At 50.1% G+C, this 16,252-nt stretch carries 13 protein-coding genes; 8 read left to right on the plus strand and 5 right to left on the minus strand.

Annotated elements, in window-relative coordinates; translation table 11 throughout:
* Positions 1 to 19: 19 nt before the first annotated feature.
* The 3 genes from GGR41_RS07000 to cysI are packed head-to-tail and all read left to right on the plus strand — an operon-like array spanning position 20 to position 4,875.
* Positions 20 to 1,327: a sulfate adenylyltransferase subunit 1 gene (locus tag GGR41_RS07000; protein WP_167661217.1), complete on the plus strand. Its 1,308-nt coding sequence runs from the start codon at positions 20 to 22 to the stop codon at positions 1,325 to 1,327.
* Positions 1,324 to 3,123, plus strand: coding sequence for an assimilatory sulfite reductase (NADPH) flavoprotein subunit (locus GGR41_RS07005; RefSeq protein ID WP_167661218.1), 1,800 nt, complete (start codon positions 1,324 to 1,326; stop codon positions 3,121 to 3,123). Before GGR41_RS07000 ends, GGR41_RS07005 begins: the two co-directional genes overlap by 4 nt.
* 12 nt (positions 3,124 to 3,135) lie before the next feature.
* Positions 3,136 to 4,875 (plus strand): assimilatory sulfite reductase (NADPH) hemoprotein subunit, encoded by a 1,740-nt coding sequence (gene cysI / locus GGR41_RS07010; protein ID WP_167661219.1) that lies wholly within the window; start codon positions 3,136 to 3,138, stop codon positions 4,873 to 4,875.
* A gap of 40 nt (positions 4,876 to 4,915) precedes the next feature.
* Here the strand turns inward: cysI and GGR41_RS07015 are convergent, their stop codons facing one another.
* Both GGR41_RS07015 and GGR41_RS07020 read right to left on the minus strand, forming a co-directional pair.
* Complete coding sequence (locus tag GGR41_RS07015; RefSeq protein ID WP_167661220.1) at positions 4,916 to 5,134, minus strand: YgdI/YgdR family lipoprotein; 219 nt, start codon at positions 5,132 to 5,134, stop codon at positions 4,916 to 4,918.
* Between the two features lie 84 nt (positions 5,135 to 5,218).
* Positions 5,219 to 6,268, minus strand: coding sequence for a mechanosensitive ion channel family protein (locus GGR41_RS07020; protein ID WP_167661221.1), 1,050 nt, complete (start codon positions 6,266 to 6,268; stop codon positions 5,219 to 5,221).
* Between the two features lie 185 nt (positions 6,269 to 6,453).
* On the opposite strand from GGR41_RS07020, the gene GGR41_RS07025 reads away from it, so the two are divergent.
* Positions 6,454 to 8,913 (plus strand): heavy metal translocating P-type ATPase, encoded by a 2,460-nt coding sequence (locus GGR41_RS07025; RefSeq protein ID WP_209279765.1) that lies wholly within the window; start codon positions 6,454 to 6,456, stop codon positions 8,911 to 8,913.
* Here the strand turns inward: GGR41_RS07025 and phnP are convergent.
* The gene (gene phnP, locus GGR41_RS07030; RefSeq protein WP_167661223.1) at positions 8,902 to 9,663 is read right to left on the minus strand and encodes a phosphonate metabolism protein PhnP; all 762 of its coding nucleotides are present in this window, start codon (positions 9,661 to 9,663) and stop codon (positions 8,902 to 8,904) included. The genes GGR41_RS07025 and phnP overlap by 12 nt on opposite strands.
* 33 nt (positions 9,664 to 9,696) lie before the next feature.
* The gene (locus GGR41_RS13130; protein WP_167661224.1) at positions 9,697 to 10,440 is read right to left on the minus strand and encodes an ion channel; all 744 of its coding nucleotides are present in this window, start codon (positions 10,438 to 10,440) and stop codon (positions 9,697 to 9,699) included.
* A 138-nt stretch (positions 10,441 to 10,578) separates the two neighbouring features.
* Between GGR41_RS13130 and GGR41_RS07040 the strand changes: the two genes are divergently transcribed.
* Genes GGR41_RS07040 through hutG form a run of 4 tightly spaced genes read left to right on the plus strand, consistent with a single transcriptional unit; the run spans position 10,579 to position 14,630 of the window.
* On the plus strand, positions 10,579 to 11,178 hold the full coding sequence (locus tag GGR41_RS07040; RefSeq protein WP_167661225.1) for a HutD/Ves family protein: 600 nt from the start codon (positions 10,579 to 10,581) through the stop codon (positions 11,176 to 11,178).
* A 10-nt stretch (positions 11,179 to 11,188) separates the two neighbouring features.
* A complete protein-coding gene (gene hutI / locus GGR41_RS07045) occupies positions 11,189 to 12,415 on the plus strand; it encodes an imidazolonepropionase (RefSeq protein WP_167661226.1) in 1,227 nt (408 codons plus the stop codon).
* Positions 12,412 to 13,809: a formimidoylglutamate deiminase gene (locus GGR41_RS07050; RefSeq protein ID WP_167661227.1), complete on the plus strand. Its 1,398-nt coding sequence runs from the start codon at positions 12,412 to 12,414 to the stop codon at positions 13,807 to 13,809. Before hutI ends, GGR41_RS07050 begins: the two co-directional genes overlap by 4 nt.
* 11 nt (positions 13,810 to 13,820) lie before the next feature.
* The gene (hutG, locus tag GGR41_RS07055) at positions 13,821 to 14,630 is read left to right on the plus strand and encodes an N-formylglutamate deformylase (RefSeq protein WP_167661228.1); all 810 of its coding nucleotides are present in this window, start codon (positions 13,821 to 13,823) and stop codon (positions 14,628 to 14,630) included.
* A 75-nt stretch (positions 14,631 to 14,705) separates the two neighbouring features.
* Here hutG and hutH read toward each other — a convergent pair whose 3' ends face one another.
* A complete protein-coding gene (gene hutH / locus GGR41_RS07060; protein WP_167661229.1) occupies positions 14,706 to 16,244 on the minus strand; it encodes a histidine ammonia-lyase in 1,539 nt (512 codons plus the stop codon).
* Positions 16,245 to 16,252: the final 8 nt, after the last annotated feature.

The raw sequence follows: 16,252 nt of genomic DNA on the forward strand, positions 1-16,252 counted from the left end.
CTTCGACTCAGGATCCTCCATGACGCTAAACCCAAACCCCGTATTGCGTTTAATCACTGCGGGCAATGTCGATGACGGCAAGTCCACATTAATTGGACGCTTACTTTATGACAGCCAAGCCCTACTAAGCGATCAAATCGACCAGCTTCATCATCAGCAAAGCCCCACAGCGCTGCCCAACTTTGCAGCGCTTACCGATGGGCTCTCGGCAGAACGTGAGCAAGGCATCACCATTGACGTGGCTTACCGCTATTTCACTACCTCTAAAAGAAAATTTATCTTGGCCGATGCGCCGGGGCATGAACAATACACCCGTAATATGGTGACAGCCGCCTCTACCGCAGACGCGGCGATTGTGCTTATTGATGCAAGTCGTATCGACACGCAGCAACAACCCGTGCGCCTCTTGCCACAAACGCTGCGCCATACCGTACTGCTTAAGCAACTGAACTGCGCGCATATTGTGGTGGCTATCAATAAATTGGATTTACTTCATTATGATCAAACCGCTTATGACGCCATCGTCTCGGCCTATACTCATCTAGCGCAACGCTTGCAAATCGCATCGGTGCATTTTGTGCCGATTTCTGCGCTGCATGGTGACAACATTGTGCACCCAAGTCAGCATATGCCGTGGTACACCGGTCCCAGTCTATTAGCGTTACTGGCCGAGCTACCTAGCCAACGCCATCAATACACCTCTGCCACGCATACATATGGCTTATTTCCTGTCCAACGGGTCGCACGTCAGGGCGGCAGCCAACAAAACGATTTCAGAGGCTACCAAGGCCGTTTAGAACAAGGTCGCCTCAAGGTTGGACAACGTATTCGTGTCTTACCAAGCCAGCAAAGTAGCACCATCCGCGCCATATATGGGCTCCAAGGCGAGCAGTCTCAGGCTGAAGTCGGAGACGTGCTTACTCTGACCTTAGACGATGAACTAGATATTTCACGCGGCTCCACCCTAGTCGCCTTTGAGCATCCCATTCAAACTAGCCAACATCTTGAGGCGACTGTGTGTTGGTTTGATACGGCGGCTCTTAATCCCGATCGTAAATACTGGCTTAAGCACAGCACTCAAACCGTGTATGCCAAAGTGACTCAACTGCACGGGCGTTTGGACCTGACTGATTTAGAAGAAAAACCGGTGCAAGCCCCATTGCAAATGAATGATATTGCTCGTGTCAGCTTACGCTTACAACGCCCTATTGCTGCGCATCGTTATGTTGACCACCACGCGTCGGGCGCTTTTATCTTAATTGACGACGCCACACACCAAACGGTTGCGGCTGGCATGATTGAACACAGTGAAGGAGCGCCCGCATGATGGTTTCTGATGATCTATTAAACCGGGTTCATACACTAACAGATCATGAGCTGGCGTGGCTTTCTGGTTATTGTTGGGCACGCCTGCAAAACACCGCGCTGTTAAGTGGTTCTGATTCCGCTCAGCCTTTACCTATCGTTCACCCTGAAAGCGCAACCGCTGTGGTGACGCGTCAAGTCTTAATTTTGTCCGGTTCACAAACCGGTAATGCGCGTCGTATCGCTGAACAGCTACACGAACAGCTACAGGACTTGCACGCTAACCTGCGCCTAGAAAACTTGGGCGACTACAAAGCGCGTCAACTTGCCGAAGAAGATATCGTGTTGGTGGTATGTTCTACACAAGGTGAAGGGGACTACCCCGAGGAAGCCATTTCATTTGCTAAGTTTTTATTTGGTAAACGCGCGCCTGACTTAAGTCAGCTCAGTTTTGCGGTATTAGCCTTGGGCGACAGCTCTTATCCGCTGTACTGTGAGGCAGGCAGGCAACTGGACCAACGCTTCGCTGAATTGGGCGCCACGCGCTTATTTGAACGCATTGATTGCGACCTAAGCTACGAAGCCGAAGCCGCCCAATGGCGTCAAAATATTCGCGGCGTGTTGCACGAGCAGTTGACGTTGCGTCATGCCCCTTCTGTTGGGGCCAGTTCGTCTCCTGTCGCAGCAAGCGCTCCCTCTTACACTAAGGGCAAACCCTTTACGGCCACCTTGGTCACTAAACAGAAAATTACCGCCCGCACCGCGAATAAAAATGTCCAGCACCTGGAAATTGACTTAGGTGACTCCGGGATAAGCTATCAACCTGGCGATGCCTTGGGCGTTTATGTGCAGAATACACCCGATATCGTGCAGGCGTTTCTTGACGCGCTTCCTTTCACAGGTGAGGAAACGGTACAGTTGGGCACTGGACTAGAGTTAACACTTCAAGACGCCCTAAGTCAGCATCTTGAGCTCACGCAAAACTCTGCGGTAATGGTAAAAAAATGGGCTGAGCTCAGCCAAAACTCTGAGTTATTACAATGCATTACTGAACCAACGGCATTGGACACATTGGCTCGGCATACGCCATTGCTTGCACTCATACAGCGTTATCCTGCTGCAGCGCTTAGCGCTCAAGCATGGGTGGACTTTTTACGCCCTCTTACTCCGCGTATGTATTCCATTGCCTCATCCCAAGCCGAAGTGGGCCCAGAAGTCCATCTCACCCTCGGTCTGGTGCAATACACACATGAAAATCAGCCCTATGCAGGGGCGGCCTCAGCGTATTTAGGCTTGCAGTTAGAAGAAGGCGATGAACTTGAAGTCTTTGTAGAGCCTAACCCTCGTTTTAGGCTACCACCCGACCCAAGCACTCCCATCATTATGATTGGTTCTGGCACAGGTATTGCACCCTTTCGTGCTTTTATGCAGCAACGCGAAGCGGACGAAGCCAGTGGTGGCGCTTGGCTTATTTTTGGCAATCAGCGCTTTACTGACGATTTTCTTTATCAAAGTGAATGGCAACGCTGGCACAAACTAGGACTGCTACAACACACCCATTTTGCTTGGTCACGCCAAAATCCCAATGTTAAGACCTACGTCCAACATCGTGTTCAAGAGCAAGGCGCTACCCTCTGGCAATGGCTACAACAAGGCGCGCACGTGTATGTGTGTGGCGATGCAAACCACATGGCTAAAGACGTTGAAGCTGCCCTGATTGCTCTTATCCAAACGCATGGCGCACTGGATTCAGGAGACGCTGAAGCCTATCTCGATCAGCTGCGTGACGAGCGCCGTTATCAACGTGATGTTTATTAATAAGTGATGATTATGAGTAACTCGACTTCTTCCACCGATCCTCGTGCTCGCCTTCCCGATGCACCGTTGTCAGATAACGAACGTCTAAAACAGCAAAGCCAACATTTGCGGGGCAGCATTCGTCAGGACTTAAGCGATGAGTTAACCGGCGGTTTTACTGGCGATAACTTCCAACTCATCCGCTTTCATGGCATGTACGAACAAGATGACAGAGACGTGCGTACTGAACGGTTAGAGCAAAAGTTAGAGCCACTGAAAAACGTCATGCTACGGTGCCGATTACCGGGCGGCATTATTAGCCCCAAACAATGGCTAGGCATAGACCAATTTGCTAGCGAACATACCTTGTACGGCAGCATTCGTTTAACCAACCGTCAAACCTTTCAATTTCACGGCGTATTAAAAGACGATATCAAACCCATGCACCAATGGCTGCATCATTTAGGCTTGGACTCTATCGCCACAGCAGGCGATGTGAATCGTAATGTGTTGTGTACCTCGAACCCTATCGAGTCTTCACTACACCAAGAAGCCTATGAGTGGGCAAAAAAGATTTCTGAGCATCTGCTACCGCGCACCCGGGCTTATGCGGAAATTTGGCTTGATGGTGAAAAGCTACATAGCAGCGAAGACGAAGCCGAACCTATTTTAGGTGATACCTATTTACCTAGAAAGTTTAAAACTGCTGTCGCTATCCCCCCTCAAAACGATGTGGATATACACGCCAACGACCTTGTTTTTATTGCTATAGCTGAGGATGAGCAACTGGTTGGTTTTAACGTGTTAGTCGGCGGTGGCTTATCGATGGAGCATGGCAATGAAGCCACCTACCCTAACACCGCTAAAGAACTCGGTTTTGTGAGTCTAGACCATACGCTAGCAGTAGCGGAGGCTGTGGTAACCACCCAGCGCGATTGGGGTAATCGCAGCGATCGCAAAGCCTCTAAAACGCGTTATACCTTAGAGCGAGTGGGTGTGGATGTTTTTAAAGCCGAAGTCGAACAACGCATGGGTTGCCGCTTTGAACCTATTCGGCCATACACGTTTACAGAACGCGGTGACCGCATTGGTTGGCAACAAGACAGTGAGGGTCTGTGGCACTTAACCCTTTTTATCGAGAACGGACGCGTATTAGATTTTCCGGAGCGCCCTCTTAAGTCGGGTGTAGCCGCTATTGCCCGTATTCATCAAGGCGATTTTCGGTTAACCGCCAATCAAAATCTTATCGTGGCTCATGTTGCACCAGAACATAAAGCTCAAATAGAACAGCTTGCGATAGAGCATGGTCTGATGGACGCCCACCTACGTTCACAACGCCATGCTTCGATGGCTTGTGTATCACTTCCCACCTGCCCCCTTGCTATGGCTGAAGCAGAACGCGTTTTGCCCTCGTTTACTGATCAAATCGAAGCGCTATTAACCAAACATAAACTTGATAACGAAGCCATTGTTTTCCGTATTACGGGCTGTCCCAATGGCTGTGGGCGAGCAATGCTAGCAGAGATTGGGCTAGTTGGTAAAGCAATTGGCCGTTACAACCTACACCTTGGTGGCAACCGAATTGGCACACGTATCCCTCGTCTCTACAAAGAAAACATCAGCACAGAAGAAATACTGCAGCACTTGGATGAGCTGATCGGGCGCTGGTCGCGCGAACGGGTCGATGCCGAATGTTTTGGCGACTTTGTGGTTCGTGTTGGGGTAGTGGCTGCCGTGATCGACCCACCCCGGGACTTTTACTCTTCGCACTAACTCAGCTACAGGCCACACACCATCGTGCGTGGCCTTTTTACTATTTTACTTCTTCCATTTTTTGTACTTCGTTTTTATTAATGTGGACTTCTTTGCCGTCTTTTTTATAGCGAATAAAGTCGTCCTTGCTATTGACCTTGGGTTTGTCAGGGGCGACCACCGTACGGCCATCTGTAGTGGTAATTTCTGTTGGGGTGGAACAACCCGCTAGAACTAAAGCGCCTGTACAAACTAAGCCAATCCAGTATTTATTTCGCATACGATCTCTCCTTTTCAGACAGTGACCCTAATAGCTTAACCAGATGTAGTCTTTAACGTCTGTAAGCATACGCCTCGATTTATTTCACGGGGCTGAGTGGGCTGTCATGGGATCCGCAGAGGGCGGTGCAACGGTATACAAGGTTTGTGTGGGGAAAGCAAAGTCAGCCCCATGTTGATGAACGAGGGCAATAATTTTTAAATACACCTCTTGCTGTACCTCAAGCCACTCAGCCCATTCTGTGGTTTTAGTAAAGCAGTACACCATGATATTTAACGAGGAATCCGCAAAGGCATTGAAATAAACCAATGTGGTTTGAGTATGATCAAGCTGATCGTTTTGCGCTAACATGGTACGTATCGCTTGCACAATGGCCTCGATTTTATCAGCATCGTCATAACGCAAACCGATCGTAGCCGTAATGCGTCGATTCGTCATACGCCCCGGATTTTGTACACTGATCGAGGAAAATAAGGAATTAGGAACATACAAAGGGCGCTGATCAAAGGTTTGGATTTTCGTAATACGCCAACCAATTTCCTGTACCGTGCCCTCGATTTCTCGATCCGGCGAGCTGATCCAATCGCCAATATTAAACTGTCGATCATAAAACAGCATTACCCCCGAAAAGAAGTTGCTGAGCACATCTTTACTGGCCAAACCTAATGCAATACCACCAATGCCTCCGAACGCCATCAGGCCCGATAAACTAAGCCCAAAATGCTCGCCCAAGCTTAAAGCCATAATAAAAAACAGAATGATTTTTAGAATTCGAGAAATCAATCGAGCGGTGGTGGGATCATTGCCTTTGCTAATTTGATTTTTTTCCATCAAATTAATAAGTAAGAAAGCTAAGCGCAATACGGCAGTAGCGATCAGGATTAACGTGGCCCAATTAATAGGGTTCAATAGACTTTGATGAAGGTGGTAATCACTGACTGCATCTTGAACCAGCTTGCGGCCCGATAAGATAAGCAACACCAAAAAAGTGGTCTGCAAAGCATGCAGCGTTATTTTTCTGGTCATGCTTAGGTGCCGTTTATGCAAGCGCAGTCGTAGTACAGCCAGCGCAGCCAAACACAACAATGCTGCTATAACGGCAACAGCATATTTAAAAAGGAGATCTTCAGTCATAGGGGATGTTTTTATTATCGAATAATGCGGTCGAGTTAAGCATACGTTTGTGGAGAATAACACGCCCTTTTGAAGCTCACGCTTGACCTTAACCTTAGGTTAAGCTTTAGCCTATATAGAGAGTTATTGTACTGGTCTAAAAAAGCGTCGCTTTGCCCATGGACCGCGTCTGTCAGGAACCGATTATGTCTACTACCCCACACACTACCCTGCATTCCCATACATTACCCATCGAAGGCATGAGCTGCGCTTCGTGTGTAGGTCGAGTCGACAAAGCGTTACGTGGGGTCGCCGGTGTTCATGAGGTAACCGTAAACCTAGTCACTGAACAAGCGGTGGTGCAAACCACGCCTGACACCACCACCGCCGCCTTAATAGACGCCGTCACAGCAGCTGGCTATCCAGTCAAACCACAGCGTATCGAGCTTGCTATTGCCGATATGAGCTGTGCCTCGTGTGTGGGTCGGGTGGAACGGGCTTTAGCGGCGGTGCCCGGAGTGCTTGAGGTGAATGTGAACCTAGCCACTGAGCGGGCCACGATTCAGGGTGTAGCCTCTGCTGAAGCCCTAATTGCCGCAGCAGACAAAGCCGGTTATCCCGCGACGGCGATTACGGACACCACAACCGACGCGACTCAACATAAAAAAGAACAAGAAGCCCTTACCTTAAAGCGGCATTTGTTGATTGCTGCTGTGTTTACTTTGCCTGTGTTTTTCATTGAAATGGGGGCGCATGCTATTCCAGCCATCCATACATGGCTCAACCAACATCTAGGTCAACAGCTAAATTGGTATGTGCAGTTCGCTTTCACCACGGTGGTGTTGTTTTATCCCGGTCGCTCTTTTTATCAGTTGGGCCTACCAGCACTCAAACGCCTGACCCCCGATATGAATTCACTCGTCGCAGTGGGCACACTGGCAGCCTACGGCTACTCGGTGATTGCCACCTTTGTGCCTGCGCTCCTGCCCGCGCAAACTGTGCATGTGTACTACGAGGCAGCGGCCGTTATTGTGACCCTTATTTTGCTAGGACGCTACTTAGAAGCGCGTGCTAAAGGGCGTACCTCGGCGGCCATTCAACGCTTAGCCGGTCTTCAGGCCAAAACCGCTCGGGTATATCGCGATGGGCAAAGTCACGAAATAGCTATTGCAGAGGTACGCGTAGGCGATGTGATTGAGGTACGACCTGGTGAGCGTATTCCGGTAGACGGCGTTTTGACCGACGGCCATAGTTATGTGGATGAATCCATGATCTCTGGTGAACCGATTCCGGTCGAGAAAACCCAAGGCGCTGAGCTCATTGGTGGCACGGTCAACCAAACTGGCTCGTTCCAATTTACCGCACAGGCCGTAGGCAGTGCTACCGTTTTAGCCCAAATTATTCGCTTAGTGGAAGACGCTCAAAGCGCCAAATTGCCTATTCAAACCTTGGTCAACAAAGTGACCTTATGGTTTGTACCCGCCGTGATTACCTTGGCTTTGATCACCTTTGGCCTTTGGTGGTGGCTAGGGCCGACCCCTTCATTAACCTTTGCGCTAGTTAATGCTGTGGCTGTGTTAATTGTAGCTTGTCCGTGTGCGATGGGTCTGGCTACGCCCACGTCTATTATGGTGGGCACAGGGCGTGGTGCCGAAATGGGGATTCTCTTTCGTAAAGGCGATGCCTTACAACGTCTCCAAGAGGCGCGTATTGTCGCCGTCGATAAAACAGGAACACTAACTGCTGGACGCCCCGTCCTAACCGATTTCGAGCTACAACGGGGCTATGAACGGGCAGAGGTCTTAAGCTGGGTAGCGTCCATCGAAGCCCGCTCTGAACACCCCATTGCCAACGCCATCGTGGACGCGGCAACCCAGGAAGGGCTAAGTCTATTGCCGGTCGAGCACTTTGAGTCATTAACAGGGTTTGGGGTACGTGCTACCGTAGCACAGCGTCAATTAGAGATTGGGGCAGACCGTCTCATGCACCAATTAGGGCTAAATGTGATTGCGTTCGAGGCCACGGCAGAGCGCCTAGGGCGTGAGGGCAAATCCCCCATGTACGTGGCGGTTGATGGTCAGCTCGCCGCTATTTTAGCCGTCGCCGATCCGATTAAAGACAGCACACCTGCTGCCATCCAAGCGCTGCACCAACAGGGGCTAAAAGTCGCTATGATCACCGGCGATAACCGCCATACTGCACAGGCTATTGCCCAGCAGCTTGGCATTGACGAGGTGATGGCAGAAGTCTTGCCAGAGGGTAAGGTCCAAGCAATTGAAACCTTACGCCAACGTTATGGCACCTTGGCGTTTGTGGGTGATGGCATCAATGATGCGCCCGCCTTAGCCCATGCGGATGTTGGCATCGCTATCGGCACAGGCACCGATGTGGCCATGGAGGCTGCTGAAGTCGTGCTCATGTCGGGCGACTTGATGGGAGTACCTAAAGCCATCGCACTATCACAACGCACCTTACAAAACATCAAACAAAACTTATTTTGGGCCTTCGCCTATAACACCGCACTTATTCCCATTGCAGCGGGTGCTCTCTACCCCAGCTTTGGGCTGTTAATGTCACCTATTTTTGCTGCGGCAGCCATGGCGTTGTCGAGCGTATTTGTATTGGGCAACGCACTGCGTTTACGCCATACAACCTTAACAAAATAAAAACATGCCGTCGCGAGCTACCTGCACATGAGACGGTAGCTCGTCGGCATGGGTCTCTAGCCACTGATCCATTTCATGAGAAATATGAGTCAAATACACTTGCTCTATATCGAGCTCAGCACACATGGCTAGGGCCGAAGGCACATCATTGTGATTGCGGGGTGGGGTGGCTTGAGGCGGGTGCGTACAATCCACAATACAATAACGTAATGGCCGCTGCGCTAACCACGCCTGCGTTTCTGGCGCCAAACCCACCGTATCCGTTAAATACGCCACACGCCCTTTAGCACTTTCAAACACATAGCCCATACACGGTCGGGAATGTTGCAATGGCACCGCTGTAACAGTGACGTGGGCGATACGCCGCGACTCGAATGGCCGCCATGGTTGGGAAAAATCCAAAATGCCGGGGTGCTTGTATAAATCCGCAAAACCCACCTCGTCCACTGGCCCCCATACCGGCAATTGCATATTGACCCCCCAACGCAAATGCAGCAAACCTTGGGCATGGTCGGGATGATAATGCGTTTGGAGAATCCCTGTGAGCATCGGGGCAGGAAAGCGTTCCGCTAAATCCATACGCCCCCCATCGATCAGCCATTGCTGGCCAGCAATACGCACCACCGCACTACATGGCCGACGTCTAAAATGACTGTCTGCACGAGCCCGTCGGCAAGCCACACACAAGCAGTTGTACACAGGCACTTGCGCCGAATCACCGGTACCCAAAAACTCTAAACTTAACCCCATATGCGTTCTCGCTTTGTTGTTGGAATGGTTATTTTATGTGGATTTTTCAATTGATGCGGCAGGGTCTGTAGGTAGTGCTGTGGTCGCCACGCTTAGCGTATCGGTTTGATTAAAACGTTGAACCAGTGACGTGATATACACCGTAAAAATAGGTAATGTCGTCATCCCCACGACGGCTAGCGTAGTGGTAGCAAGCTTTCCTACCGCTGTCTGCGCAATAATGGTCGACCCCACAGTGGTAATGGTCATGGCTGCCCACCACAACACATCATAATAGCTTTGTACCTCTGTATTCACCCCTTTTTCAAAAATATAAAAAATCAAGGTTTGAAAGTAAAACACCGAGGCAAAAATAAACACATACGAGATAAATAAACCCGTGATTTTATTGCGTACTACCAGTTGGGTTAGGAACGACAACGCGACCCCACCCCTCACAATAGGCAGAAACTTCAGCATATACGTCATTTCTGCAGAAATAGGTATGGAAAACACATCCAAAAGATACGCATACGGAATAGAAAAAATAATTAACGGAAAATACCTTAAAAAAAACCGTTTTTTATCTTTAGACAGACAAAACAAAATAAAAAAATCGAAAAGAAAATAAATACAAATCCAAAACTCGATTTTGTTGTGGTGTGCTTGATTAAAACCGCTATCTGATCCCATGAAGGTTTGAATGGAAATCGAAACGACCAAAAAAATGGTCAACAGTACCGTTAAGGCGTTTAGCGTTTTTTCTGTGTTGATGTGTTTGCTTTTTATTAGGCTCATGAGAAGTGAATCCGCTATCCAAAATCTGTGAGATGGCTCCGTATTTTCCCTAGGCTTAGGAATAAACCATGCAATAGCATTGTAGGGTAGTATTAAACCAAGCTCATTTGTATATACATTGAAAGCAAGCAAAGCGTTATGGAGACTACGTTGCACTATATTCCTGCCTCAGACTTACACGCTACCCCCTGGAAAAATGGGGGTGGTAGCACCAAAGAAGTGTTCAGTTACCCGCCCCAGAGTGATTTTGAAACTTTCTCGTGGCGTATTAGTATTGCAGCCGTTGAACAAGCAGGGCCATTTTCGTCATTTCCTGGCATTGACCGGCATATTGTCTTGATCGCCGGGCAGGCTATGGTTTTGCATCACCTCAACGCCGAGCACTCTCATCGGTTGCTGCCGTTTCAGCCCCTTGCGTTTGCTGGGGAAGACGCCATCGAATGCGAATTGCCCACAGGGCCAACGTTTGACTTTAATTTAATGGTGCGACGCTCCGCCGGCCAAGGTGATGTGGTCTGTTGGCATCAGCCCCATCAAGAAAAATTACGTATGGGTCACTATGTATTTCACAGCGCTCAAGGCAATCACAGCTTAACGCTTGACCAACAACACATGCCACTAAAGACAGGCGATAGTGTCTATGTAACCGTATCATCCACCTCGTCTACGTTGCACTCCATACCACAAAGCACAGACAGTGCTTTAGTCGTTGCTCATATTCAGCCTCTTAATCCATAAAGGCCCAGTTATGTCTGTAACCCTTTGGAAAAACTGCACCTTAGCGCCAACTGCCCAGCCGGATGAGCTCATCACTCAAGCCTGCTTAGTGGTCGAGAAAGACCAAATTCAGTGGTTAGGCCCGCTTGATCAGCTTCCTGCTCAGTATCAAGATCCCGATCACACCCACGATTTACACGGCCGCTTCGTCACCCCTGGCTTGGTAGATTGTCACACGCACTTGGTGTATGGCAGTCACCGCGCCCGAGAGTTTGCATTGCGTTTAGCTGGCGCCACGTACACAGAAATTGCCCAACAAGGCGGTGGCATTATTTCTACAGTCAATGCCACACGTACGCTTAGCGAGGACACCCTTTACGATCAAGCATCACGACGCTTATCTGCTCTTATGCGCGAGGGCGTGACTGCTATTGAAATCAAGTCAGGCTATGGTTTAGATCTTAACAACGAGGCCAAGACCCTACGCGTAGCGCGTCGCTTAGCTAAGCACTACCCCATTACGATCCGCACCACCTTTTTAGGGGCCCATGCCCTGCCGCCCGAGTACGCGGGACGCGCCGATGCATACATCGATTACGTGTACACCACCATGATGCCGCAGTTAGCTGCCGAAGGCCTAATTGATGCTGTGGATGTGTTTTGTGAACACATTGCTTTTAACCTAGCGCAATCAGAACAAATTTTTAAAACCGCTCAATCGCTAGGCCTACCGGTAAAAATGCATGCTGAACAACTGTCGAATATGGGTGGCTCGGTGTTGGCCTCTCAATACCACGCCCTTTCTACTGATCATTTAGAGTATTTAGACGAAGCCGGCATTATTGCCATGAAAGCAGCCGGCACAGTCGCCGTGCTGTTGCCGGGGGCGTTTTACTTTTTACGTGAAACCCAGCTTCCCCCCATAGACCTGCTGCGCCACCATCAGGTGCCGATGGCGATTTCCACAGATAGTAACCCCGGCACCTCGCCTTGTACCTCGCTCTTGCTCACCATGAATATGGCTAGCACGCTTTTCAGGCTGTCGGTGCCAGAGGTATTAGCGGGCGTCACTCAACACGCCGCACGCGCTTTGGGTCATCCCGATGTAACAGGGCAACTAGCGGTAGGCCACAAAGCCGATTTTGTGGCATGGGATATCGATGATTTGGCTGAACTGGTGTATTGGCTAGGCTTAGAACGGTGCGCGCTGGTGGTACGCCACGGTGTAATCAGTATCGACAATCGGAGGCCCGCATGAGCCATCGTGTTATTGCGCCTTGGGCACGAATTGATCACGTGTGGCACCCCCATGTGCTCTTAGGGTGGGATCACAACGGTACCTTAACAGAGGTGAATCTTGCTCCTACTGCACAGGATCGCATCGCCCTACCTTATTTAGCCGGCCCAGTAATGCCTGGCATGCCAAATCTGCATTCGCATGCGTTTCAAAGTGCAATGGCAGGACTCACCGAATACCGTGGTCAAGCCCAAGACAGTTTTTGGAGCTGGCGTGATCTAATGTATCGGTTTGCTGCCAAACTGCAACCTGAACATATCGCCGCGATTGCACACTGGCTCTATATTCAAATGCTCAAGGCCGGTTATACCTCGGTGTGTGAATTTCATTATGTGCACCACCAAAGCGATGGCACCCCCTACGCTTGCTCTAGCACCCTAGCCCATGCCGTGATGCAAGCGGCGCAGCAAAGCGGCATCGGTATCACTCTACTGCCCGTGCTGTATCAATACAGCGGTTTTGGTGCTCAAGCGCCGCGTGCTGACCAAGAACGCTTTTTAAATAGCCCCGACCAACTGTTGCAGATTCTGCTTGAACTCCAAAAGGACTTTCCTGCGAATGCACAGCGTGCTTATGGCGTTGCTCCGCACTCGTTACGTGCTGTGTCCCCAGAAAGCTTGCAACAGATGGTGCAGTTAATGGATGCCCATTTCCCGAATAGCCCCATTCATATTCACATTGCCGAACAAATGGCTGAGGTCAACGCTTGCATGGCACAGCATCAGCAGCGCCCTGTGGAATGGTTATTGAATCAGTTTGACGTAGATCAGCGTTGGTGCTTGGTGCATGCTACCCATTTAAATAGCTCGGAAATTCGCCGTACCGCCGCCAGTGGTGCCGTGGCAGGCTTGTGTTTAACCACTGAGGCCAACCTCGGCGACGGCCTGTTCCCGGCTCAGGCTTATTTAGCTGCCCACGGTCGCATTGGGGTGGGTTCAGACAGTCATATTGCAGTGGATTGGCGCGCTGAGCTGCGCTTATTGGAATACGGTCAGCGATTAATTCATCAACAACGCAATGTGCTTTGCTCCGAACAGCAGCCTTCGGTCGCTGATTACCTGTTTGATGCCTGTGTCAGCGGCGGGGCTCAGGCCTCGGGTCGAGCCATTAACGGCTTGTATGTAGGACAACAGGCGGATTTTCTTGTGCTAAATACGGACGATGTGATTTTAGCAGAACACACACCTGAAACATGGCTCTCTGCACTGGTATTTAATGAGCGAGCCGGTAGCCTAGCCATTCGGGATGTGTACGTAGCAGGCTGCCCCGTCATCAAACAAGGGCGCCATGCGCATGAGGATGAAGCGTGGCACAACTACCGCAACAGCTTAAACCATTTACTGCAGAACGACTAAGACTAACGACTATGGAACATGCTCCCTTACTACACCAAGGCCAATCGCCCTTGTTAATTTCTATCCCTCATTTAGGCACTCATATTCCCGATGAGCTACTGGCTACGATGACCCCTGTAGCACGACGCCTAGACGACACAGATTGGCACTTAGACCGGCTCTATGACTTTGCAGAGGAGATGAACGCCTCTGTTTTAAAGCCCGTTTACTCGAGGTATGTGATTGACTTAAACCGCCCACCTACCGATCAAAATCTGTACCCAGGTCAGAACACCACTGGTCTGTTGCCCATTGACACCTTTGATGAAGAAACGCTTTATGTAACCGATCGTTTACCTAATGAGGCCGAAAAAGAACGCCGCCGTCACGCCTATTGGCAGCCCTATCATCAGGCCTTAAAAGATGAAATCGCACGGATTAAGCGTCAGCATGGTTATGTGTTGTTATGGGAAGCGCACTCGATTCGGGCCTATATTCCCCGCCTCTTCGAGGGACGTTTGCCTGATTTTAATTTTGGTACGGCTAACGATCACAGCGCGTTGCCTGGCTTGGCTGAAGAACTCGCTCAGTTAGCTGGTAAAGGCCCTTACAATGCCGTAGCCAACGGTCGTTTTCAAGGCGGCTATATTACTCGTCATTATGGGCAGCCTGATCAACATGTGCATGCGATACAGCTAGAGTTGACTCAGCTTAATTATATGGATGAGACCCCACCTTATGCCTATGATACGGCTCGTGCTGCGCAGCTCGCCCCAGTCATTAAGTCGTGTTTAACGCATGCCCTAAACCGTCTGGCTGATCACTATAGCTCGGCTACTTAAAGCATGAAAGGCAGCTTGCGCTGCCTTTTCTTTTGCGTGCAGAACAAGCCTACATACTGTGTAGGCTTTTTTAACTTACGCGAATACGTCCGCCACTGCCTCGACCAACTGATTAGAGACCACCAATTGATGCAACGCCTTAATATCCAAGGCCAAGTACCGGTCCTCATCATAAAAAGCCACTGACTGACGAATTAAACCATGCACTGTAGTGAGCAACGGCGAGCTTTTTAAAGGAGCGTGAAAATCCACCCCTTGGGCAGCACATAGCAATTCAATGGCCACAATTTGTGCGGTATTTTCTGCCATGTCCTCGAGACGACGCCCAGCAAAGGTCGCCATACTCACGTGGTCTTCTTGGTTAGCCGAGGTAGGCAAGCTGTCCACACTGGCAGGATGGGCAAAGGTTTTATTTTCTGACGCCAAAGCAGCTGCTGTAACGTGCGCGATCATAAAGCCGGAGTTAAGCCCTGCCGATGGCACTAAAAACGGAGGCAAACCTGAAATGCTGGCATCGATCAGCAATGCCACCCGACGCTCAGACAGCGCCCCAATTTCTGCAATGGCAAGCGCTAAGATATCGGCCGCAAACGCGACGGGCTCAGCGTGGAAGTTGCCCCCAGAAATCACTTGATCCGGTTTGCCGTCTTGCCCTTGGAACACCAAGGGGTTATCGGTGACGGCGTTTGCCTCGATTAACAAGGTCGTGCTGGCCTGTTGGATCAAATCATAGATAGCGCCCATGACCTGCGGCTGACAACGCAAACTATAGGGATCTTGAACTTTTTCATCATTTTCCACATGGGATTGACGAATAGCACTGCTTGCTAATAGTTCACGATACAGTTTTGCCGCATATATTTGACCGGGCTGCCCGCGAATTGCATGCACGCGCTCATCAAAAGGCCAATCACTGCCTTTGGCAGCGTCTACACTTAATGCTCCGGCCAGAACCGCGTTGTTAAATAAACGCTCGGCTTTAAATAGGCCATGCAAGGCCAATGCTGTGGAGACTTGGGTACCGTTAATTAAGGCTAAGCCTTCTTTTGCCGCCAGTACAATAGGTGTGATGCCGGCTTTAGCCATCGCAGCGGCCGCACTCATTAACTCGCCTTGGTAAAAAGCCTGCCCTTCACCAATGAGCGTTAAGGTCATGTGTGACAAGGGCGCCAAATCGCCCGAAGCCCCCACAGAGCCTTTAGCTGGGATATGCGGGGTCACCCCTGCATTCACCATATCCAATAAAGTCTGTACCACCCGAGGACGGATCCCAGAGTAACCACGTGCCAAACTTCCCACCTTTAACACCATGATCAATCGCACCACCGCTTCACTCATGGGCTCTCCTACACCCACTGAATGCGACAAAATCAGGTTCTTTTGTAGCTGCTCTAAGTCCTCGTCCGGAATGCGTTGTTGAGCCAACTTACCAAAGCCTGTATTAATACCATAGGCCGGGTCGCCTTTAGCAATGATGTTTTGCACAATATCCGATGACGCCTGCATAGCGGTTACCGCACTTTGGGGTAAGGCTAATTGGGGGGCGTTCTGCCAAACGTGACGAATTTCATCCAAAGTCATTTGACCAGGTTGAATTACTAGCTGTTGTTTCATGGGGGTCG

Source organism: Paenalcaligenes hominis (genome assembly GCF_011927625.1).
Classification (GTDB): domain Bacteria; phylum Pseudomonadota; class Gammaproteobacteria; order Burkholderiales; family Burkholderiaceae_B; genus Paenalcaligenes; species Paenalcaligenes hominis.

Coding starts and splice junctions, on each gene's coding strand:
- GGR41_RS07000 (WP_167661217.1), top strand. CDS start 20: ATGACGCTAAACCCAAACCCCGTATTGCGTTTAATCACTGCGGGCAAT.
- GGR41_RS07005 (WP_167661218.1), top strand. CDS start 1,324: ATGATGGTTTCTGATGATCTATTAAACCGGGTTCATACACTAACAGAT.
- cysI (WP_167661219.1), top strand. CDS start 3,136: ATGAGTAACTCGACTTCTTCCACCGATCCTCGTGCTCGCCTTCCCGAT.
- GGR41_RS07015 (WP_167661220.1), bottom strand. CDS start 5,134: ATGCGAAATAAATACTGGATTGGCTTAGTTTGTACAGGCGCTTTAGTT.
- GGR41_RS07020 (WP_167661221.1), bottom strand. CDS start 6,268: ATGACTGAAGATCTCCTTTTTAAATATGCTGTTGCCGTTATAGCAGCA.
- GGR41_RS07025 (WP_209279765.1), top strand. CDS start 6,454: ATGTCTACTACCCCACACACTACCCTGCATTCCCATACATTACCCATC.
- phnP (WP_167661223.1), bottom strand. CDS start 9,663: ATGGGGTTAAGTTTAGAGTTTTTGGGTACCGGTGATTCGGCGCAAGTG.
- GGR41_RS13130 (WP_167661224.1), bottom strand. CDS start 10,440: ATGAGCCTAATAAAAAGCAAACACATCAACACAGAAAAAACGCTAAAC.
- GGR41_RS07040 (WP_167661225.1), top strand. CDS start 10,579: ATGGAGACTACGTTGCACTATATTCCTGCCTCAGACTTACACGCTACC.
- hutI (WP_167661226.1), top strand. CDS start 11,189: ATGTCTGTAACCCTTTGGAAAAACTGCACCTTAGCGCCAACTGCCCAG.
- GGR41_RS07050 (WP_167661227.1), top strand. CDS start 12,412: ATGAGCCATCGTGTTATTGCGCCTTGGGCACGAATTGATCACGTGTGG.
- hutG (WP_167661228.1), top strand. CDS start 13,821: ATGGAACATGCTCCCTTACTACACCAAGGCCAATCGCCCTTGTTAATT.
- hutH (WP_167661229.1), bottom strand. CDS start 16,244: ATGAAACAACAGCTAGTAATTCAACCTGGTCAAATGACTTTGGATGAA.